The 21,308-nt window shown below is 62.1% G+C and carries 20 protein-coding genes; 14 read left to right on the top strand and 6 right to left on the bottom strand.

Going from position 1 to position 21,308, the window contains the following annotated elements; all coding sequences use genetic code 11:
• The first annotated feature begins 59 nt into the window (after window positions 1–59).
• Window positions 60–1,613, top strand: coding sequence for a S1C family serine protease (locus tag GCN75_RS12780; protein ID WP_226941349.1), 1,554 nt, complete (start codon window positions 60–62; stop codon window positions 1,611–1,613).
• Between the two features lie 56 nt (window positions 1,614–1,669).
• Here GCN75_RS12780 and GCN75_RS12775 read toward each other — a convergent pair whose 3' ends face one another.
• From GCN75_RS12775 to yjgA, 3 genes are all read right to left on the bottom strand, one after another.
• Window positions 1,670–2,338, bottom strand: coding sequence for an alpha/beta hydrolase (locus tag GCN75_RS12775; protein WP_152282857.1), 669 nt, complete (start codon window positions 2,336–2,338; stop codon window positions 1,670–1,672).
• Window positions 2,335–2,967 carry a molybdopterin adenylyltransferase gene (mog, locus tag GCN75_RS12770; protein WP_152282856.1) on the bottom strand — a complete coding sequence of 211 codons (633 nt, stop codon included), beginning with the start codon at window positions 2,965–2,967 and terminating at the stop codon, window positions 2,335–2,337. The genes GCN75_RS12775 and mog overlap by 4 nt, the downstream gene beginning before the upstream one ends.
• 90 nt (window positions 2,968–3,057) lie before the next feature.
• Window positions 3,058–3,657 (bottom strand): ribosome biogenesis factor YjgA, encoded by a 600-nt coding sequence (gene yjgA / locus GCN75_RS12765; RefSeq protein ID WP_152255036.1) that lies wholly within the window; start codon window positions 3,655–3,657, stop codon window positions 3,058–3,060.
• Between the two features lie 96 nt (window positions 3,658–3,753).
• Between yjgA and pmbA the strand changes: the two genes are divergently transcribed.
• The gene (gene pmbA, locus GCN75_RS12760) at window positions 3,754–5,106 is read left to right on the top strand and encodes a metalloprotease PmbA (RefSeq protein WP_152282855.1); all 1,353 of its coding nucleotides are present in this window, start codon (window positions 3,754–3,756) and stop codon (window positions 5,104–5,106) included.
• Between the two features lie 69 nt (window positions 5,107–5,175).
• Here pmbA and GCN75_RS12755 read toward each other — a convergent pair whose 3' ends face one another.
• Complete coding sequence (locus GCN75_RS12755) at window positions 5,176–6,174, bottom strand: hypothetical protein (protein WP_152282854.1); 999 nt, start codon at window positions 6,172–6,174, stop codon at window positions 5,176–5,178.
• Window positions 6,175–6,557: 383 nt separating this feature from the next.
• Here GCN75_RS12755 and GCN75_RS12750 point away from each other — a divergent pair, with 383 nt between their 5' ends.
• Together GCN75_RS12750 and GCN75_RS12745 are read left to right on the top strand one after the other, a co-directional pair.
• On the top strand, window positions 6,558–8,969 hold the full coding sequence (locus GCN75_RS12750) for a TonB-dependent receptor plug domain-containing protein (RefSeq protein WP_193317484.1): 2,412 nt from the start codon (window positions 6,558–6,560) through the stop codon (window positions 8,967–8,969).
• 11 nt (window positions 8,970–8,980) lie between these two features.
• Complete coding sequence (locus GCN75_RS12745; protein ID WP_152282853.1) at window positions 8,981–10,270, top strand: aminotransferase class V-fold PLP-dependent enzyme; 1,290 nt, start codon at window positions 8,981–8,983, stop codon at window positions 10,268–10,270.
• Between the two features lie 64 nt (window positions 10,271–10,334).
• Here GCN75_RS12745 and GCN75_RS12740 read toward each other — a convergent pair whose 3' ends face one another.
• Window positions 10,335–11,459 (bottom strand): M14 family metallopeptidase, encoded by a 1,125-nt coding sequence (locus GCN75_RS12740; protein WP_152282852.1) that lies wholly within the window; start codon window positions 11,457–11,459, stop codon window positions 10,335–10,337.
• Window positions 11,460–11,600: 141 nt separating this feature from the next.
• Here GCN75_RS12740 and GCN75_RS12735 point away from each other — a divergent pair, with 141 nt between their 5' ends.
• Window positions 11,601–11,852: a hypothetical protein gene (locus GCN75_RS12735; protein ID WP_152282851.1), complete on the top strand. Its 252-nt coding sequence runs from the start codon at window positions 11,601–11,603 to the stop codon at window positions 11,850–11,852.
• A gap of 124 nt (window positions 11,853–11,976) precedes the next feature.
• On the opposite strand, the gene paaX is transcribed toward GCN75_RS12735, so the two are convergent.
• Window positions 11,977–12,906, bottom strand: a complete 930-nt coding sequence (gene paaX / locus GCN75_RS12730) for a phenylacetic acid degradation operon negative regulatory protein PaaX (protein WP_152282850.1) — start codon at window positions 12,904–12,906, stop codon at window positions 11,977–11,979.
• Between the two features lie 268 nt (window positions 12,907–13,174).
• Here paaX and paaA point away from each other — a divergent pair, with 268 nt between their 5' ends.
• The 9 genes from paaA to paaK all read left to right on the top strand — a co-directional run bounded on the left by paaA (window position 13,175) and on the right by paaK (window position 21,286).
• Window positions 13,175–14,167, top strand: coding sequence for a 1,2-phenylacetyl-CoA epoxidase subunit PaaA (gene paaA, locus GCN75_RS12725; protein WP_152282849.1), 993 nt, complete (start codon window positions 13,175–13,177; stop codon window positions 14,165–14,167).
• Between the two features lie 26 nt (window positions 14,168–14,193).
• Window positions 14,194–14,478: a 1,2-phenylacetyl-CoA epoxidase subunit PaaB gene (gene paaB, locus GCN75_RS12720; protein ID WP_034746356.1), complete on the top strand. Its 285-nt coding sequence runs from the start codon at window positions 14,194–14,196 to the stop codon at window positions 14,476–14,478.
• 14 nt (window positions 14,479–14,492) lie between these two features.
• Window positions 14,493–15,245 (top strand): 1,2-phenylacetyl-CoA epoxidase subunit PaaC, encoded by a 753-nt coding sequence (gene paaC, locus GCN75_RS12715; RefSeq protein ID WP_152255044.1) that lies wholly within the window; start codon window positions 14,493–14,495, stop codon window positions 15,243–15,245.
• Complete coding sequence (gene paaD / locus GCN75_RS12710) at window positions 15,245–15,772, top strand: 1,2-phenylacetyl-CoA epoxidase subunit PaaD (protein WP_152282848.1); 528 nt, start codon at window positions 15,245–15,247, stop codon at window positions 15,770–15,772. The genes paaC and paaD overlap by 1 nt, the downstream gene beginning before the upstream one ends.
• Window positions 15,773–15,812: 40 nt before the next feature.
• Window positions 15,813–16,892 (top strand): 1,2-phenylacetyl-CoA epoxidase subunit PaaE, encoded by a 1,080-nt coding sequence (gene paaE / locus GCN75_RS12705; protein WP_152282847.1) that lies wholly within the window; start codon window positions 15,813–15,815, stop codon window positions 16,890–16,892.
• A gap of 74 nt (window positions 16,893–16,966) precedes the next feature.
• Entirely contained in the window at window positions 16,967–17,758 is a 792-nt protein-coding gene (gene paaG, locus GCN75_RS12700; RefSeq protein WP_152282846.1) for a 2-(1,2-epoxy-1,2-dihydrophenyl)acetyl-CoA isomerase PaaG, read from the top strand.
• Window position 17,759: 1 nt separating this feature from the next.
• Complete coding sequence (paaH, locus tag GCN75_RS12695; protein ID WP_152282845.1) at window positions 17,760–19,328, top strand: 3-hydroxyacyl-CoA dehydrogenase PaaH; 1,569 nt, start codon at window positions 17,760–17,762, stop codon at window positions 19,326–19,328.
• 10 nt (window positions 19,329–19,338) lie between these two features.
• On the top strand, window positions 19,339–19,764 hold the full coding sequence (paaI, locus tag GCN75_RS12690) for a hydroxyphenylacetyl-CoA thioesterase PaaI (RefSeq protein WP_405002807.1): 426 nt from the start codon (window positions 19,339–19,341) through the stop codon (window positions 19,762–19,764).
• 193 nt (window positions 19,765–19,957) lie between these two features.
• The gene (gene paaK, locus GCN75_RS12685; protein WP_152282843.1) at window positions 19,958–21,286 is read left to right on the top strand and encodes a phenylacetate--CoA ligase PaaK; all 1,329 of its coding nucleotides are present in this window, start codon (window positions 19,958–19,960) and stop codon (window positions 21,284–21,286) included.
• Window positions 21,287–21,308: the final 22 nt, after the last annotated feature.

Genomic DNA, 21,308 nt, shown 5'->3' with positions numbered 1-21,308 from the left:
AATGAAGTTGAAATTATTCAATATATAATTTTGCTTCCCTTCCATTGCCAAAAAGCTCAATGAAAACTCGTCCGTGCTGTACCCTGATGGGCCGCGCCTTCCTGGCGTTGGCCCTTTCTTTTTGCCCCTTGATGACGGTGCGTGCGCTTGCCGCGGAAACCGCCGCCACCGCCAGCGCTTCCGCGCTGGAAAACTCCGTTGTCAAGGTGTTTTCCACCTTGCGGGGACCGGACCCCTACAAACCCTGGAGCAAGGCTGCGCCGCAAGAGGTGACGGGTTCCGGCGTCGTCATCGAAGGGCGCCGCATCCTCACCAATGCGCACGTGGTCGGCTATGCCAGCCAGGTGCAGATCCAGGCCAATGGGGCGGGCGACAAGATACCGGCAACCGTGCTGGCCATCTCGCGCGGCATGGACCTGGCCTTGCTGAAGATCGACGACGACAGTTTTTTCGCCAGCCACAAAGCGGTGCCGCGCGCCAATGTCTTGCCGGACGTGCGCGATGCCGTGCTGGCGTATGGCTATCCGACGGGCGGCACTTCGCTGTCGATTACCAAGGGCATCGTGTCGCGCATCGAATTCGTGCGCTACAACTTCCCCGTGTCCGGCTTGCGCATCCAGATCGATGCAGCCATCAACCCGGGCAATAGCGGCGGCCCCGTGATTGCGGGCGACAAGATGATCGGCCTGGCCTTTGCCGGCATGGCCAATGCGCAAAACATCGGCTACATCATTCCCAACGAGGAAATCGAACTGTTCCTGCGCGACCAGGAAAGTGGCGCGCCCAAGGGCAAGCCGGCCATGCGCGACATGACGCAGACGCTGGAAAATCCTGCGCTGCGCACGTATCTGAAGCTGGCCAAGGGTGTCGAGGGCGCTGTCGTGATGACGCCGGCCAGCAACGATGCCGCCTATCCGCTCAAGGAATGGGACGTCATCACGCATATCGGCGATTTTCCCATCGACAACCAGGGTATGGTCAAGCTGAATACCAACAGCCGCGTGCGCTTCCAGTACCGGGTGCAGCAGCTGGCGAAAGACGGCCTGTTGCCGTTGACGGTGGTGCGCCAGGGCGCGCCCCTGAAAATCAAGGTGCCCGTCTCGGCGGCGCACCCGATGCTCATTTCCGGCTTGCAGGGCAATTACCCATCGTATTTCATCTTCGGTCCCATGGTGTTTTCGCGCGCCAGCACGGAATTCATGGCGGCGCCGAATGGCAATCCAGCGATGTTGGGCGGCATGGCGTTTGCCGGCAATCCGCTGGCCACGCGGCGCGGCGATGCGCCCGACAGCGAGCGCGAAGAACTGGTGGTGATCGCCGCGCCGTTCTTCCCGCACAAGCTGATGAATGGCTACAGTACCCGTTTCTTTTCCGTCGTCGATTCCGTCAATGGCGTGCGCGTGCGCAGCCTGGGGCACCTGGTGGCCTTGCTGCGCGACCAGAAGGATGAGCTGCTGACGTTCCGCTTCCAGCAGCGCGACGCGGAAATGGTGGTCGTGCCCCGCAAGGAGATGCTGGCCGCGACGGAATCGGTGCTGACGGACAACGGCATCCGCTCGGAAGCGTCGCCCGACATGCTGAAGATCTGGAATGAAAAAACGCCGGCGAACTGAGCGTTCCCGGCGTTCCGTATGACAACAGGCGCGGCGCAGACCGCGCCTGTTGGATGTCAGGCGAGGACTTTTTTCAGCCACGCGCCGATGGCGTCGATCTCTTCCTGGCACAGCGAATGCTGCATCATGTATTCGTGCCATTCCACCTTGTAACCCATGCCGGTGAGCAAGTCGCGCGATTGCTGTGCACGGGCGATCTGCACCACGGGGTCGGCCGTGCCGTGCGCCATGAAGATGGGCGTCTGCAGGCTCGCTGGCGTACGCTCGGCAGCCGTCTTGTCGGCCAGCGGCAGATAGCCGGACAGGCACATCAGGCCAGCCAGCGGTTCCGCATGGCGCAAGCCCGTTTGCAGGGTCATGGCGCAGCCTTGCGAGAAGCCGGCCAGGATGATGCGGCTGGCAGGAATGCCGCGTGCCTTTTCGCGCGCGATCAGCGCTTCGATCTGCCGCTGCGAGGCGCGCAGGCCGTTCTCATCTTCGCGGCGCACGAGGTCGCTCACGAGGATGTCGTACCAGGCGCGCATCACATAGCCGTTGTTGATGGTGACGGGCATGGTGCCGGCGCTGGGGAAGATGAAGCGGATGGCGGGGCAGCCGCGCAAATCGAGTTCCTTCACCAGGGGCACGAAGTCGTTGCCGTCGGCGCCCAGGCCATGCATCCAGATGATGGAGACGGTGGGGTTCGGTGCGCTGTCGAGTTCTATGGTTTCCAGCAAGGTGCTCATGTATTTTCCTCAGGTAAAGGTTGCGCCGGACGCAGCGCCGATTTGGGACGGAAGGCCTTGCAGATGGCCGGATCGGTTTCCATGTAGGGGCCGCCGATGAGGTCGATGCAATAGGGCACGGCGGCAAAGATGCCGTTTACCAGCTGATGGCCGTCGCCATCCTTCAATCCTTCCAGGGTTTCCTTGATGGCTTTGGGCTGGCCCGGCAAATTCATGATCAGGGCGGCGCGCTCGGGCGTTTCGCGGATCACGGCCACCTGGCGCGACAAAATGGCCGTCGGCACGAATTGCAGGCTGATCTGGCGCATCTGTTCGCCGAAACCGGGCATTTCCTTGGTTCCGACGCTGAGCGTGGCATCCGGCGTCACATCGCGCCGTGCCGGGCCCGTGCCGCCCGTCGTCAGGATCAGATGGCAATGGCTGAGGTCAACCATGTCGATCAGGGTGTTTTCAATCTGCGAACGCTCGTCCGGGATCAGCCGCTTTTCCAGGCGAAACGGCGTGCGGATGGCGGCGGCCAGCCAGCTTTCCAGGGCGGGAATGCCCTGGTCTTCATACACGCCGCCGCTGGCGCGGTCCGAGATCGACACGAGGCCGATAATCAATTCGTCTTCGAGTGTGGTGGACATCGGTCACCTATAAAAAGTCTGGAGTGGCGTAAAAACAATAAAACCGGGATTATCCCGGTTTTTTGTCCATCCTTGGTTGTGGACGGCGGATTATTCGTCGTCTTCCGGCTCGACGCCGTCTTCATCTGCCTCATCCTTGCCGCCGTTTTGCTTCTTGGCGATCTGTTTCAGGATCTGGAAGATTTCGCGGTAGGCCTTCGGCGGCTTGTTCTCGGCTTGCTCCTTGCGGGCATTGCGGATCAGGGTGCGCAGGTGCTGCACGTCCAGTTCCGGGTTTTCCGACAGCAAGACGGTCAGGGCCTTGTCGTCCGTCAAGAGTTTGTCGCGGCGGCGTTCCATCGCGTGCATGGCGGCCGTGTCGGCTTTCGACAAGCCTTTCCAGCTATCGATGGTGCGTTGGATGGCGGCAACTTCTTCTTCATCCAGGGTGCGCATTTTCTTGCCCACGTATTGCAGCTGGCGGCGGCGGCCTTCGTGATCCTTGATCAGCTGGCATTCGAGGATGGCGTCGCGCACGTCTTCCGGCATGGGAACGCGCTTGACGCGGTCGCGTGCTTCATTGACGAGTTCTTCGCCCAGCTTTTGCAGGACGGTCATCTGGCGCTTGAGTTCCGATTTCGACGGACGTTCATATTCCTGTTCGAATTCGGACGATTGGAAGCCGCAAGCTCCCCGGTTTGGATTTGGCATGATATATAAGGCGGGAGAGGACTTGTGGACCGCTCCTGTAAACTGTAAACGACTGCTATGATAACCTTTTTAGCGGCTTTCCGAAGAAAACAGCGCATGAACGACTCCGTATTTACCCATAGTCAAGAGCAATTGCAGCAACTGGCCCGTGATGTGTTGTCTTTTGCGCGGGAAGCGGGCGGTACCGACGCTGCCGTCGAAGTCAGCGAAGGCGGTGGCCTGTCCGTTTCTGTACGAAAAGGCAAGATCGAGACGATCGAGCAAAACAAGGACAAGGGCATGGGCGTGACCGTGTTTGTCGGCAAGAAGCGCGGCAATGCCAGCACTTCCGACTTTTCGCCGTCCGCCTTGCGCGCCACGGTGGACGCCGCCTATAACATCGCCCGCTTCACGGCCGAGGACGATTGTGCGGGCCTTGCCGACGCGGACATGCTGGAAATGTCCCCCCGCGACCTGCAATTGTTTTATCCGTGGCGCATTTCCGCCGAGGAAGCCGTCGTGCTGGCCCAGCGGGCCGAAGCGGCCGCGTTTGCCGTCGACCCGCGCATCACGAACAGCGAGGGCGCCAGCGTGCACGTGCAGCAATCGCATTTTGTTTCTGCCAATTCGCGCGGCTTCATCGGCGGCTACCCGTTTTCGCGCCACACGCTGTCCGTGGCGCCCATTGCGGGCAAGGGCGCGAAGATGCAGCGCGACGACTGGTATTCGTCCGTGCGCGACGCGGCCAAGATGTCGAGTCCGGAAGCCATCGGCCGCTACGCCGCCGAGCGCGCCCTGTCGCGCCTGAACGCGCGCAAGCTGGGCACGCGTACCTGTCCCGTGCTGTTCGAAGCGCCGCTGGCGGCCGGTTTGCTGGGTACCTATGTGCAAGCGACCTCGGGCGGCGCCCTGTACCGCAAGTCCACTTTTCTGGTCGATTCCCTGGGCACGCAGGTGCTGCCGTCGCACGTGCAGATCTTCGAAGACCCGCATGTGATCGGCGGCGTCGGTTCCGCGCCGTTCGATGAAGAGGGCGTAAAAACCGTCAGCCGCGACGTCGTCAAGGATGGCGTGGTGCAAGGTTATTTCCTGTCGACCTACACGGCCCGCAAGCTGGGCATGCAGACGACGGGCAACGCGGGCGGCTCGCACAATCTGTACCTGACCTCGACGCAGACGGCCGCCACCGACGATTTCCTTGCCATGCTGAAAAAGCTGGGCACGGGTTTGCTGGTCACGGAACTGATGGGACAGGGAACCAACTACGTGACGGGCGACTATTCGCGCGGCGCGTCCGGTTTCTGGGTGGAAAATGGCGTGATTCAATATCCGGTGGAAGAAATCACCATCGCGGGCAACATGAAGGACATGCTGCGCAACATCGTTGCCGTGGGCGCCGACGTCTTGCGCCGCGGCACCAAGCAGACGGGCTCCATCCTCATCGAGAGCATGGTGGTGGCCGGCGGTTGAACACTGCCCGGATACGCCCCAGCCAGCGGCATCGCTGCCGGCAGGCTGGGGCGCTATCAGCTTGCTCGCTTACTTCGACTGGACGTTGACGCACGTCCACGAAATATTCGTGGCGTCCCATGTCGCTTTCCAGTTAATCGTCGTCTGGTCCCGGCATGCCTGCTCGGACGCAAACTTGGTATCCTGGTAGCGCTGGTAGATATAGCCGTCCTGAGGACGCCACACGGCGCCATACCAATAATTGTTGGCATCGACGGTGGTACCCAGCTGTTCAAGCGGTTTATTCTGGGCCGTGTTCTTGTAGTCGATCGCGACGCTGCCGTCCTCGTTGTAGAGTCGAACCCATGCGGAATTGTTCTGCGTGCCGGCCGCATCGACTGGAATGCACATGCGCGTCTTGGTCTTGGACATGCTGCCAGGCATGCTCAGGCAGAAATAGGGATGCGGCGAACCTGCCGCAACCGACCATTCCACGTTGGCGCTTGCCGTGCCGCTTGGGTCGCAGTAATTCGCGTATTTCCCCGCTTTGAAACCTTCCGTATAAGTCAGCGTTTGCACGCCTGAAAAATACGTCCCGGATGCATTGCTGAGGGTGGGCAACTCGTTGCGGCCCGTGACGGACATACATGCCTTGTAGCCGGCATCGGCATAGCCGATCGCCATGCCGATGGGCTGCATGTTCGCATCCAGATGCAGTTTCCAGGTATTGCGGTATTGCAGTTTGCCACTGGCATTGCTACGCAGCAGTGAAATGACTTTGACGGATGCCGCTTGTTGCGACACACCATTGGTAACGAAGGGGGCTGGCTGTCCGAATTCCTGGCTGACGACCAATGTCGCCGTCCCAAGACTGCCATCATTGGATGCCAGGTTCGAGATGGTCAGGTCGCTGCCCAGGAATTTCTTTAATGCATCAGCGGCATTGATGGATGCCAGTACTGGTGCCGGTGGAACCACCGGTTTGAGATCCGGGCTGCTGCCATTCCCACTACCACCGTCACCGCCGCCACCACCGCCGCAAGCGGCGAGCAAGCTGACGAGGGCACACAATATGGTCTGTTTCTTCATCTTTACAACCTAATATAGCGACAAGAATGCGTGTCGTTGCGCCGCGGCATTATAGGGAGTGTTGATTGTAGGAAATCTATCGAATTGTCTCATCGCCCCCTCCATTTCTCCTCCGAATACCGGTGCCATGCGCCTCCTTGCGTTCGACGCAAGCCAAGGCTGTCTGGCTGCTGCCGCTGCACCGTGCATGCGGCGTTTTGCCAGCAGTGCTCGGCGCGTCATACGGGTGAAATATTGCCTTCGTATGATGTCGCCATCTGACGTTATCTGCGCAAATTAGATGCTTTTAATGTAAGTAAGCCGAACTTCGTGATATTTCATGCAAGATGCGAGTCTTGCCGTGACGCGTTGTTGTTGATCCAACCTGCATAGTGACTCTCTCCATGACCTACTCCCGTACCCGCATCGCCCGCGCGGTGGCCCTGTTGTGTGCCATGAACGCCCTGTTTGCCAATCAGGCCCAAGCCAGTGGCGATGCGCCCGCTGCCCCAGCTTCCGCCAGCGACGCCATTGAAGCCCCGCAAGCCGTGATCGTCACGGGCACGCGCGGCAGCAACCGCACGCAGTTCGACACCATGGCACCCGTCGATGTGTTCAACCGCGAAGATATCGGCGCCGTCGAATCGTCGGACTTGAACGATGTGCTGGCGCAACTCGTGCCCTCATATGTGGTGCAGCGTCTGCCGATGGCTGACGGACAGGTGTTCGTGCGTCCCGCCACCCTGCGCGGCCTGTCGCCGGACCAGACCCTGGTGCTGGTCAATGGCAAGCGTTTCCACCGCAGCGCCTTGCTTGGCGCGCGCGGCGCGCAGGCGCCGGACCTGGCGCAGATTCCCGTGTCCGCCATCAAGCGCATCGAAGTGCTGCGCGACGGCGCTTCCGCCCAGTACGGTTCCGATGCGATTGCTGGCGTGATCAACATCATTCTCGACGACACGCCCGGTACGGAGGTTTCCGTGCACCATTCGCAATATTCGGAAGGCGACGGCAAGGGCAATGAAGTCAATCTGAAGACGGGTTTTGCCTTTGGCGAGACGGGCAAGGCGACGATTTTCGGCGCGCTGGCCAAGTCCGATCCCACGTCGCGCACGCGCCAGCGGGCGGACGCCATTGCTTTCCAGAATGCGCACCCGGAACTGAAGGTACCGAATCCCGTGCAGCGCTGGGGCCAGCCTGAACTCGACAGCAAGCGCATCGGCTTCAATGCCAGCATGGCTTTGTCCGAGACGACGGAACTGTACGGTTTCGGCCTGTTCAGCCGCAGCGACGGCACCTCGGACTTCAACTGGCGCAATCCCGACACCAGCACGGGTGCGTACAAGACCAGCAGTCTGTTCCCCGGCTGGGACTTGCGCAGCCTGTACCCGCTCGGTTTCAGCCCCAGCTATTCGAACGACCAGGACGATTTGCAGCTGGTGGCGGGCGTGCGCGGTCATTTCAACGACCGCTTCGGCTGGGATGTGAGCGCTTCCTATGGCCGCAACCGCATCGACTATCACCTGGCCAATTCCATCAATGCGTCGATGGGGCCGACCAGCCCGACGTCGTTCTACCTGGGGCAGTTGTCGCAGGTGGAAAAAATCCTCAACGCCAACTTCAACTATGAATTGCCCGTGGCATCGCTGCCGCAACCGGTGAACATCGCGTTTGGCGCGGAAGCGCGCAACGAAACCTATGGCGTGAAGGCGGGCGATGTGGCGTCCTGGACGGTGGGGCCGGGCGCAGCCATCGGCCTCGATGCGAACGCGAACGGCGCGCCAGGCTTCAGCGACCGCCAGGAGGGCAGCTGGGGGCAGGACAGCTATGCGGCCTACCTGGACGTGGAAGTGCCCGTCAGCAAGGCGCTGAGCCTGGGCGGCGCGGCCCGCTACGAGCATTTCTCGGAATTTGGCAGCACCGTCAACGGCAAGTTGTCGGCCCGCTATGCGCTCAGTGACGACCTGGCCCTGCGCGGCTCCTACTCGACGGGTTTCCGTGCGCCAACGCCGGGCCAGTCGAATACCAACAGCACGAACCAGGGACTCGACACCAAGACCCTGCTGTTGTTTACCAGCGGCCGCCTGGCCAACAACGATCCGCTGGCCATCCTGCTCGGCGCGCAGGCGTTGAAGCCGGAAAAATCGAAAAACCTGTCCCTGGGCTTTACGTGGAAGACGCCGGCCGGGTTCTCCGGTTCCGTCGATGTGTATGACATCAAGGTCAGCGACCGCTTCAGCACGTCCGCCGCGTTTGCCGTGCCGGCCGGCGTGGCCAATCCGCTGCGCTACACCTCTGTCAGCTATTTCACCAACGACTTCGACACCACCACGCGCGGCATCGATATCGTGGGCAGCCACCTGAGCCGCGTCGGCGACGGCAAGCTGAACCTGACCCTGGCCTACAACTACAACACCACCAAGGTCGATGGCGGCAAGTCCAGCCTGGTGACCAATCCGGCCCAGCGCCAGGTGTTCGAGGAGCGCCTGCCGCGCCAGAAAGCCACCATCAGCGGCAACTATGACCTGGGCAACTGGAACGCCCTGGCCCGCGTGCGCTATTACGGCGCGTGGACGGACAATTCGGGCAACGCCACGGGCGACATCTTCCAGCGTTTTGGCGCCATGCAATTCCTGGACCTGGCGGCCAGCTACAAGATCAGCGACAAGCAGTCCGTGCGCGTGGGGATCGACAACGTGCTCGACAAGTATCCTGACGAGGCAACCTTCCAGGCCAGCCGCGGTCTGATCTATTCGCGCAATGCGCCGTACGACACGGACGGGCGTAACCTGTACGTCGAGTACAAAGTGAAATTTTAAGGGAGATGACGATGAATCCACAACGCCGCGCCCTGTTGCGCGCGGGTTCGCTGGCGGCAGCGCTGCCCATGGCTGCGTCTGCCGCCCTGCCTCCGCCCTTGCCGCCGGTGCCGGCCGGCACCACGCCGGATGCCCTGGCCGGCAATCAGGCGTACTGGCAAGCCGTGGCCGCGCAGTACGACACGACCGATGCCATCGTGCAGCTCGACAACGCCTTCTGGGGTTCGATGGCCAGGCCCGTGCTGCGCCATTACGAGCAGCAGCTGGCCATGGTCAACCGCGACAATGCCTGGTATGCGCGCATGCGCTTTCCCGCCGACTTCGAAGCGGCCCGCGTGGCGGCGGCCAGGGCGCTGGGCGTGGGTGTCGATGAAATCGTGCTCACGCGCGGCGCCACGGAAGCGCTGCAAGTCCTGATCGCCGGCTACAACCGCCTGCAGCCGGGCAATGCGGTGCTGTACGCGGATATCGATTACGACAATATGATCACCGTCACACGCTGGCTGCAGCAGCGGCGCGGCGCCCAGGTCGTGTCGATTGCCATGCCGGAACCGTTTACGCATGACAACGTCGTTGCCGCCTATGTTGCTGCCATGGAACGCCATCCGACCCTGAAACTGATGCTGCTCACGCACGTCAATCACCGCAACGGCATGGTCTTGCCCGTGGCCGAGATCAGCCGCCTGGCACGCGCGCGGGGCATCGACGTGATCGTCGATACGGCGCATGGCTTTGGCCAGCTGGACATGACGATTCCTGACCTGCAGGCGGATTTTGCCGGCATCAACCTGCATAAATGGATAGGCGCGCCCGTCGGCGTGGGCGCTGCCTACATCAAGCGGGGCAGGGTGGCCGATATCGAGCCCTATCTTGGCGAAAAGGCGGGCGACGATATCCGTACGCGCGTGCATACGGGCACGGTCAATTTTGCCGCCTACCTGAGTTTGCCGGCGGCGCTGGACTTGCACGCGCAGATCGGCGTGGCCAACAAGCAGGCGCGGCTGCGGCTGCTGCGCAACCGCTGGGTGGAAGCGGCACGCGCCATCGAGGGCATCGAGGTGCTGGCGTCAGCGGACCCGCGCCTGACGAGCGCCATCGCCTCGTTCCGTCTGAAGGGCAGGACGAGCGTGGCCGACAGCTATGCGCTGTCGAAAAAACTGGTGCAGGAACACGGCATCTTTGCCGTGCCGCGCGACGGCCTTGCCAGTGGCGCGTGCGTACGCGTGACACCGGGTATCTTTACGCCCGAGTCGCATCTGGACCGGCTGGTGGAAGCCTTGCGCAAGGTAGCGAAGGGCTGAGAGACAAGCGCGGCCCGCCTGCAAGGGGCGGGCCGCGTGACTGCGGATGCTGCCGGGTTATCGCTTAGGCGCGCAGGGTCGCCAGGATAGGCTGCAGTACTGCCGCGCCCAGGGCGGCGCTGCGGGCGCCGCTCCAGCCCGTTTGCGGGTCGGGATCGTTGGCGTTGTCCTTGAACGGCAGTTCCAGGGTCAGCGACAGGCAGCCGAAAGCGTGGGTGATGTGCGGCGAGCCCATGGTCAGCACTTCCGGCGTGAACGGGCCATCTTCATAGCCATGCTCATCCTGGAAGTCGGGGCTGGCCACCTTGAAGTCGGCGATGAAGCGGTCTTGCTGGGCCTTTTGTGCTGGCGTGAAATTTTCCAGCGCATCGCTGCCGGCCACGAACACGTACGGCAAGCCTTCGTCGCCATGCACGTCGAGGAACAGGTCGCAGCCGATTTCATGCATTTTCTGTTTCACCAGGAATACTTCCGGGCTGCGTTCCATCGTCGGCGTCATCCATTCGCGGTTCAGGTTGGCGCCAGCCGCGTTGGTGCGCAGGTTGCCATGTACGGAACCGTCCGGGTTCATGTTCGGCACCACGTAGAAAACGGCGTCTTGCAGGCACTGGCGGGCAAATGGGTTGGCCTGGTCCAGCAAGGCTTCCAGCATGCCTTCGACAAACCATTCCGCCATCGTTTCACCGGGATGCTGGCGCGCGATGACCCAGACTTTCTTCTCGGCATCGGCGTCGCCGACCACCAGCAGATTCATGTCGCGGCCTTCCACGGTGCTGCCCAGGTCGATCAAGCGCACCAGCGGCGACGCTTGCGCGCTGTCGATCAGGGCCAGGTGGCGGTCCCATGGGTACGGTTCGAAATACGCGTAGTACACGCTTTCTTCTTCCGGCGTATGTTCAATGGTCATCACCGTGCCGTCAAAGCTGGTGGGCACGCGGAACCACGTTTCGCGGTCGTAGCTGGCCACGGCCTGGTAGTCTTTCCAGCCGTCCGGGTAGGCCGACTTGCCTGCGTTCAGGAAGCGGATCTTGCACGCCTCGCCTTGGGCGCCTTGCAGGCGGAAGTAAAACCACTGCGTGATGTCGGCGTGGGAATCCTTGCGGATGTTCAGCTCGATGGATTGGGCATCGTCGGCGCGCAGCACCTCGATCGCGCCGGCGTCGAATTGCTGGCTGATTTTAATGGTCATGAGTGTTCCTGATAAAAACGTATGGGTTTTGCATCGTGTGCAATGGCGCGATGATACCTGTTTTGCGGCAGCCTTTGTGCTGGCGCAAACGATGGCGGACATGCTTTGCTAACGTGATAGCTCCAACACGGGGAGATCATCATGGACGACAACGGCAACCATATACGCGATCTGGAAAAGAAAATCAGCGCCCTCAGCGATGCCCTGGCGCACCTGGGCAAGGGTACGACCTTGCAGGAATTGCTGCGCATCATACGTTTCCCCGGCTATACGACGCCGGCCGAATTCAGCTTCAATATCGCCATCCTCGATACCATGCTGGTGCAGGCCAATGCGCTGGAAAAGCTGGGGCAGGATTTATTGGCTGGCGCCAAGCAGGTGGCGAAGCAGTAGCTTGAGGCGGGTTTGATATCGTCACCGCAAACGCCAGGGCCGGGGGCGGCCCCTCAGGGGAACAGGGGCCAATGGAGCGTATTCCGATTCCGAAGGAAGCGCCCCCGCTGCCGGGCCGTTGGGTTCAGGTATCAAGTCCACCGAAACGTTCAAAAAACCACGGCTCCACATCGGGCGCCTGTTCATCTTCGCGCCGCAAGGTGGCCAGGATATGTTGCTCGGCAGGCGCATACGTGATGCGGTACAGGTCGCGCGCCAGCGCATACGCTTGCGTGCCGGGCCATGGTTCGGGCAGCAGTTCGACGGGCAATTGCGGATCGTGCAACTGCACGCGGCGGTAAGCGTGCGTCAGCAGCGAGCGGATGACGAATGCCTGTTCCGCATCGAACACGGGCTCTTCTTGCAGCAGGGTCAGCAGTGGCTGGAAGCTGGCGATGAATTTCTGGTAGCCGGCCATCACTTCCGACAGATCCCAGCATTCGCCCACCATGTCGCGCAGGGGGCGCGTGCTGACACTTGGCAATTCCGTGGTGTGGCAGACATACAGCTTGCCCTGCACCTCATTGCGCACCAGGATATCCTCCAGCGCTTCCGTATTGCTGGCCGGATGGCCAAAGATGCCCGGCGAGATCAAGCCATAGCCGGCCCACAATAATTCCTTGCGCAGCGCCCCCCGCTCGGCGGCGCCGATGCTGCCGGCCGGCCCGATCACCAGGGTCCAGCTGCCATCCCAGTGCACGACCAGTGGCGCATAGATGCGGCGGTAGGCGCGCTCGAAGCGGGCCAGCGCTTCCGGGCGTATCGTATAGGCGCTGCGGCGGCCGTCGCGCTGCGAGCTGAGCCAGCCTTCCTGCGCCAGGCGGAACACGCTGGTGCGCAACAAACGGTCATTGACGCCGAAAGGCGCCAGCAGTTCGATCAGGCTGCCCAGCCAGATGGCGCCCCCGCGCGGCACGATGGCATCGCCAAAGATGGTCATTACCAGGGACTTCGAGCGCGGCGGGTCGCGTTCCAGGAAATCGGCTATCCATGCCGTGCAGCGGGTGTTCTTCATGTGGTTCCGGTCTGGCCGTGTTGCGGTCGATTCAATAAAAGCAGCAGTTTACTTGGCTGCGCGGGTAGCGCGTCAATAATTTGCCGGAGGCGCGGGTAGCGCTGCCGTCGTGTTTTCTCATAAGCAATATCATACGCACAAAAAAGCTGCACAAGATACGATTTTTTAAAATGACTCAAATCAAGTGTATGCAAATCGATTTTTGTATCGTATTATCTGTTCATCGCACCGCGTTGCTGCGCAAAATCAAAGACATGGGAGACAGATCATGTACGCACAAATGGTTGAAACCGGCCTCAAAAACGTCCGTTCCATCGATGACATGGGTCAAGAAGAGCGCGCTTTCCAGGCCCGCATCGACGAAGGCATCAAGATCGAGGCCAAGGACTGGATGCCGGACGCTTACCGCAAGACCCTGATCCGCCAGATTTCGCAGCATGCGCACTCGGAAATCGTCGGCCAATTGCCCGAAGGTAACTGGGTCACGCGCGCCCCCACTTTGAAACGCAAGTCGATCCTGCTGGCCAAGATCCAGGACGAAGCCGGTCACGGCTTGTACCTGTACAGCGCCGCGGAAACGCTGGGCGTGTCGCGCGACGACTTGCTGGCCGCCTTGCACTCGGGCAAAGCCAAATATTCCAGCATCTTCAACTATCCCACGCTGTCGTGGGCCGACATGGGTGCCATCGGCTGGCTGGTCGACGGTTCCGCCATCATCAACCAGATTCCCCTGTGCCGCTGCTCGTACGGTCCGTATGCGCGCGCCATGATCCGCGTCTGCAAGGAAGAATCGTTCCATGCGCGCCAGGGTTACGACATCATGATGTCGCTGTGCAAGGGTACCCCGGCACAGAAAGCCATGGCGCAGGATGCCTTGAACCGCTGGTGGTGGCCGTCGCTGATGATGTTCGGCCCATCGGATGCCGCTTCCGTCAACAGCGCCCAGTCGGCGCAATGGCGCATCAAGCTGTTCTCGAACGATGAGCTGCGCCAGCGCATGGTCGACCAGACCGTGCCGCAAATCGAATACCTGGGCCTGACCGTGCCCGATCCCGACCTGAAGTTCAACGCGGAAACGGGCCACTATGAATTCGGCGAGATCGACTGGTCCGAGTTCAACAATGTCCTGAAGGGCAATGGCCCGTGCAACCGCGAACGCCTGCAAACGCGCGTGAAAGCGTATGAGGACGGCGAGTGGTTCCGCGATGCCCTGGTCGCCTACGCAGACAAGCAAGCCGCGAACGAAAAAGCGGCAGCCTGAAAACATCTATAAAAGGGGATAGCAACATGAGCAAAGAATGGCCTTTGTGGGAAGTTTTCATCCGCAGCCAGCATGGCCTGGCGCACAAGCATGTGGGCAGCCTGCACGCTTCCGACGCCACCATGGCGGTCAACCATGCGCGCGACGTCTATACGCGCCGCAATGAAGGCGTGAGCATCTGGGTGGTGCGCGCAGCCGATATCGTCGCCAGCAGCCCCGGCGACAAGGGCGCCCTGTTCGAACCGTCGAACAGCAAGGTGTACCGCCATCCCACCTTCTTCCCGATGCCGGAAGAAGTCAAGAACCTGTGATGGGAGCGCCGGCAATGGATGACAAGGTTAACTACTTGCTGCGCCTGGGCGACAACGCCCTGATCCTCAGCCAGCAGCTGTCGCAGCTGTGCGGCAAGGGGCCCGCGCTGGAAGAGGACATGGCGCTGACCAACGTGGCGCTGGACCTGCTGGGCCAGACGCGTTTGTGGTTCAGCTATGCGGCCGAACTGGAAAATGCGGGCCGCGACGAAGACGACATCGCCTTTTTGCGCGATGCCCACGATTTCAAGAATTGCCTGCTGGTCGAACAGCCGAACGGCAATTACGCCGACACCATGATGCGCCAGTTCTTCTTCGACAGCTGGCACTACTTCCAGCTGCTGGAACTGGCGAAATCGGCGGATGCGCGCATCGTCGAGGTGGCGCAAAAATCGATCAAGGAAGTGACGTACCACTTGCGCCGCAGCGGTGACCTGATCGTGCGCCTCGGCGACGGCACGGCGGAAAGCCATGCGAAAACGCAGGCTGCCGCCGACAAGCTGTGGATGTACACGGGCGAGATGTTCCGGTACGACGCCGTCGACCAGGCCATGGTCGCCGCCGGCATCGCGCCCCCATCGGACATCCTGCGCCAGGCTTTCCTCGAACACGTGGCCGAGATCTTCGCCGAAGCGACGCTGGTCATGCCGGCGCCCGACGCCTGGATGCAAAAGGGCGGCAAGCAGGGCACGCACACGGAACACCTGGGTTTTATCCTGGCCGAGATGCAGTTCCTGCAGCGCGCCTATCCCGGGGCGGAGTGGTAATGAACACGGCCGCGGCAGCGCTGGACGCCGCCCAGGTCTGGGCCTGGCTGGGCGACGTGCCGGACCCGGAAATCCCCGTCATTTCGGTGGTGGACCTGGGCATCGTGCGCGCCGTCGAAGTCACCGGCGGCGACGCCTGCACCGTGACGATCACGCCCACGTATTCGGGCTGTCCGGCCATGCAGGTGATCGCCGACGCCGTCACGGATGCCTTGCGCAGCCATGGCGTAGCGAAGGTGACGCTGGTAAGCCAGCTGGCGCCCGCGTGGACCACGGACTGGATGAGCGAGACGGGCAAGGCCAAGCTGAAAGGCTATGGCATCGCCCCGCCGCAGCAGCAGGTGATCGACATCAGCGGTTTGCGCGGCGGCGTCAAGCGCCAGGCCATGCCGAAACTGGACGTGATCTGCCCGAACTGCGGTTCCACGCATACGCAGCTGACCAGCCAGTTCGGCTCCACGCCGTGCAAGGCCCTGTACAAATGCCTGGCTTGCCGCGAACCGTTTGACTACTTCAAGTGCCACTAAAAAAATCAGGCACACGTTCCGAAGAAACTGGAGATGAAGCATGAGTAAATTTTATCCGCTGAGCGTGGCGAACGTGCGCAATGAAACGCGCGACACCATCGCCGTCACGTTCGACGTGCCAGCCGAACTGCAGCAGCAGTTCCGCTTCCAGCAGGGCCAGCACCTGACCCTGCGTGCCCATATCAATGCGGAAGACGTGCGCCGCTCGTATTCCATCTGTTCGGCGGTGCAGGACGGCACCCTGCGCGTGGCCATCAAGCGCACGCCGGGCGGCGCCTTTTCCACCTGGGCGAACGACACCCTGAAAGCCGGCGCCACCATCGAGGTGATGCCGCCCATGGGCCACTTCAATGTGCCGCTCGACTGCGTCAACCGCAAGCACTATCTGGCGTTTGCAGCCGGCAGCGGCATCACGCCCATCCTCTCCATCATCAAGACGACCCTGCTGACGGAACCCCTGAGCCGCTTCACCCTGTTCTACGGCAACCGCGCCTCGTCGTCCGTCATCTTCAAGGAAGAATTGACGGACTTGAAGGACGTGTATCTGGAGCGTTTGAACCTGGTCTACGTGATGAGCCGCGAGCAGCAGGACATCGAACTGTTCAACGGCCGCATCACGCAGGAAAAATGCGAGCAGTTCCTGCAGCACTGGATCAGGATCGAAGACTACGACAATGCCTTCATCTGCGGTCCGGAAGACATGATGCTGGGCGTCTCCGCTGCCCTGCAGGCAGCCGGCATGCCCAAGCAGAATATCAAGATCGAACTGTTCGCCGCCAGCATCCCGAAAAACGCCCACAAGCCGCGCGCCCAGCTGGCCGCCGATGCCGTGCAGGAAACGGAAGTGACCGTCATCCTGGACGGTAACCACACCACCTTCACGATGGACAAGGACAAGGAATCCATCCTCGACGCGGGCCTGCGGCAGGGCATCGACATGCGCTATTCGTGCAAGGGCGGCGTATGCTCGACTTGCCGCTGCAAGATCCTCGACGGCAAGGTTGAAATGGACGTCAACTACGCGCTGGAAGATTACGAAGTGGCGCGCGGCTTCGTCCTCAGCTGCCAGAGTTTTCCATTGACCGACAAGGTCGTGGTCGATTTCGATCAGGCAGAATAAAAGCCGAGGTCAGACCCGCCGGGTCTGACCCCAGATTTCCGTTGCGGGCCAATAAATAAAAATAGCGAGACGCCATGACCTACCAAAACATCCTCTTCACCATCGAGCAGGGCATCGCCACGCTGACCCTGAACCGTCCCGACAAGCTCAATAGCTTCACGCAAGCCATGCACGAGGAAGTGCGCGACGCGATTGCGAAAGTCAATGCCGACAGCTGCGTGCGCGTGTTCGTGCTGACGGGTGCGGGTCGCGGCTTTTGCGCGGGCCAGGACCTGTCCGACCGCGCCGTGGAACCGGGTTCGAAGGGTGTGGACCTGGGCGAGTCCGTGGAAAAGAACTATGCGCCGCTGGTGCTGGCCTTGAAGGCCTTGCCGATGCCCGTGATCTGCGCCGTCAACGGCGTGGCTGCCGGCGCGGGCGCCAACCTGGCGCTGGCGTGCGACATCGTCATCGCGGGCAAGTCGGCCAGCTTTGTCGAAGTGTTCTGCAAGCTGGGCCTGATTCCGGACACGGGCGGTACCTTCTTCCTGCCGCGCCTGATCGGTTCCGCGCGCGCCATGGGCCTGGCCATGCTGGGCGAAAAACTGACGGCCGAAAAAGCGGAAGACTGGGGCCTGATCTGGAAATGCGTCGAGGATGCCCAGTTGGCCGAGGAAACGCGCAAGCTGGCCGTGCATTTTTCTACCGCGCCGACCAAGGGCCTGGCCTACACCAAGCAGGCGCTGGCCGCCAGCGGCGCCAATACCCTGCCGCAGCAGCTGGCGCTGGAAGCGCGCATGATGAGCGATCTCGGTAACAGCGACGATTACCGCGAAGGCGTGGCCGCCTTCATGGAAAAGCGCGCACCGCAATTCAAGGGACATTGATATGGCAGCTCTGGACAACAACAGTATCGTCGCCGTCATCGGCAGCGGCGCCATGGGCGCCGGCATCGCGCAGGTGGCTGCAGCCGCCGGCTATCGCGTGAAACTGTACGACACGCGGGCGGAAGCCGTCAGCAAGGCGCTGGCCGACATCGCGAAAATGTATTCGAAGCTGGCCGAAAAGGGCCGCATGACGCCCGATGAAGCGGCGGCCGCCACGGCGCGCCTGCAGGCGGCCGGCAGCCTGGCCGATGTGAGCAACGCTGCCCTGGTGGTGGAAGCCATCGTGGAAAACCTCGACGTCAAGCGCGGCCTGTTCGCCGAACTCGAAGCCCTGGTCGGTGACGACTGCATCCTGGCGACGAACACCTCGTCGATTTCCGTCACGGCCATCGCCGCCAAGCTGCGCCGCCCTGAACGCCTGGTCGGCATGCACTTCTTTAATCCCGTGCCCCTGATGGCGCTGGTGGAAGTGATCAGCGGCCTGGCCACCAGCGAGCAAGTCGCCGCCACCGTGTACGACACGTCTGTCGCCTGGGGCAAGAATCCCGTGCACGCGAAATCGACGCCGGGCTTTATCGTCAACCGGGTCGCCCGTCCGTTCTACGCGGAAGGCTGGCGTTTGTTGAGCGAGCAGGCGGGCGACCCCGCCACCATCGATGCCGTGCTGCGCGAAGCGGGCGGTTTCCGCATGGGCCCATTCGAATTGATGGACCTGATCGGCCACGACGTCAATTTCTCCGTCACGCAATCCGTGTTCGGCGCCTATTTCAACGACCCGCGCTTCACGCCGTCCGTGCTGCAGCAGGAAATGGTCAACGCCGGTTTCCTGGGCCGCAAATCGGGCCGCGGCTTTTACCAGTACGGCGAAGGCGCGCCCGCTCCCGTGGCGCAGGCGGAAGGCGCGCAGCCCAAGCCGGAATTCGTCGCCCTGTCGGCGGCCATCGGCGGCGATGGCCGTGGCCACAGCGGCATCATCCGCAGCCTGGTGCAGCGCCTGGAGCAAGCGGGCATCACGGTCAGCCGCCGCGTGACGCAGGAAGGCCAGGCGCATGACGAGGCGCCGGCCCTGCATTGCAACGGCGCCGCGATCTACCTGACCGACGGGCGCAGCGCCACCCAGCGCGCGCACGACAACCAGCATCCGGATACGGTGCTGTTCGACCTGGCGCTCGATTACGCCAATGCCCAGCGCATCGCCGTGGCCCGTGCCGACCAGTGCAGCGACGCCGCCTACGCGGCCGTCGTCGGCCTGTTCCAGGCGGCCGGTTTCATCGTCACGCGCCTGGACGACGTGCCTGGCCTGGCCGTCATGCGCACGGTGGCCATGCTGGCCAACGAGGCGGCCGACGCCGTCAACCAGGGCGTATGCACGGCGGCCGCCGCCGATATCGCCATGCAGAAGGGCGTCAACTATCCGCGCGGACCGCTGGCCTGGGCCGATGCGGTTGGCGTCCAGCACATCGTGACCGTGCTGCACCACCTGGCGCAGGGCTATGGCGAGGACCGTTACCGCGTCTCGCCGCTGCTGCGCCGCAAACTTGCTACTGGAGCCTCGTTTCATGCCGAATGAAGATCACAACATGACTGCACAAGCCCTGGCCGAAGCGGCCGCCGCCTCCATGCTGTCGCGCGATAACGCCACCGCCGCCATGGGCATCGCCCTGGCCGAAGTGGGACCGGGTCATGCGCGCATGACCATGACGGTGCGCGCCGACATGCTCAATGGCCACCAGACCTGCCATGGCGGTTTTATCTTTGCCCTGGCCGACAGCGCCTTCGCGTTTGCCTGCAACAGCTACAACCTGAACACCGTGGGCGCTGGCTGCACCATCGATTACCTGGCGCCGGGCCGCGAAGGCGACGTGCTGACGGCGCACGCCGTCGAACAGGCGCTGGCGGGCAAGAGCGGCGTCTACGACGTCAAGGTCAGCAACCAGGAAGGACGCGCCATCGCGCTCTTCCGCGGCAAGTCGATCCGCGTGTCGGGTGAAGTCATTGGCGGTTGAAGGTACAAGAGCAGGCTTGAACTGCCGGAATGGTTGTAGATTTTTTTAAGATTAAAAACGCCTCGACAAAACCGTCGCGAGCGGAAGTGAGTTGTGGCCGGGAAGTAGAACTGTGCTGTCGCACAGTGAGCATCGCAGGCCGCCAATCACGACGCGCAGCAGGTTTGGTCAGGCGTTACTAAAGGAGACAGAAATGGTCCAACGTACGCCTTCCCCGAATGACCTGGAGCCGATCGAACGCGCCAGCAAGGATGAACTGCAGGCGCTGCAGCTCGAACGCATGAAATGGACGCTCAAGCACGCCTATGACAACGTGCCCCATTACCGCGCCGCCTTTGATGCGGCGGGCGTGCATCCGGACGACCTGAAGTCGCTGGCCGACCTGTCGAAATTCCCGTTCACCGATAAAAAAGTCCTGCGCGACAATTACCCGTTCGGCCTGTTTGCCGTGCCACGCGAGCAGGTGGTGCGCATCCACGCGTCCAGCGGCACGACGGGCAAGGCCACGGTGGTCGGCTATACGCAGAACGACATCGATACCTGGGCCAACGTGGTGGCGCGCTCGATCCGCGCCGGCGGCGGCCGCGCGGGCGACATGGTGCATATCTCCTACGGCTACGGCCTGTTCACGGGCGGCCTGGGCGCGCACTATGGCGCCGAGCGCCTCGGTTGCACGGTCATCCCCATGTCCGGCGGGCAGACGGAAAAGCAGGTGCAGCTGATCCAGGATTTCAAGCCATCGATCATCATGGTTACGCCGTCGTACATGCTCAACATCATCGAGGAATTCACGCGCCAGGGTCTCGATCCTGCTGAATCGTCGCTGAAGGTGGGCATCTTCGGCGCCGAGCCGTGGACGGACGCCATGCGCTCGGAAATCGAAGCGCGCGCCGGCATCGACGCCGTCGACATCTACGGCCTGTCCGAAGTGATGGGCCCGGGCGTGGCGTCCGAATGCATCGAGAGCAAGGACGGTCCCGTCATCTGGGAAGACCATTTTTACCCCGAGATCATCGATCCGGAAACGGGCGAAGTGCTGCCGGACGGCGCAGAGGGCGAGCTGGTATTTACCTCGCTGTCGAAAGAGGCGCTGCCCATCATCCGCTACCGCACGCGCGACCTGACCCGCCTGCTGCCGCCGACATCGCGCTCGATGCGCCGCATCGGCAAGATCACGGGCCGCTCGGACGACATGCTGATCATCCGCGGCGTGAACGTCTTCCCCACGCAGATCGAAGAGCTGATCCTGAAAATGCCGAAGCTGGCGCCGCAATACCAGCTGGTGGTCACGCGCGACGGCCACCTCGACAAGCTGGAAGTGATCGCCGAGCTGCGCGTCGAGCTCACTGCCTCCATCTCGGCCAGCGAAACGGATGCCCTGGCGCGCGAGCTGGAACACCGCATCAAGACGCACGTGGGCGTGAGCACGCGCGTGCGCCTGGTGGCCGCCGCCGGCATCGAACGCACGCTGACGGGCAAGGCCCGCCGCGTGGTCGACCAGCGCCCGAAGATTTTCTCCTAATTTTCCCTACATCGATCAAGCA

Origin of the sequence: Janthinobacterium violaceinigrum (genome assembly GCF_009208555.1) — a bacterium.
GTDB classification, from domain to species: domain Bacteria; phylum Pseudomonadota; class Gammaproteobacteria; order Burkholderiales; family Burkholderiaceae_D; genus Janthinobacterium; species Janthinobacterium violaceinigrum.
The sequence above is the reverse complement of the archived record's forward strand: the minus strand, read 5'-3'. Positions and strand labels throughout refer to the sequence as shown.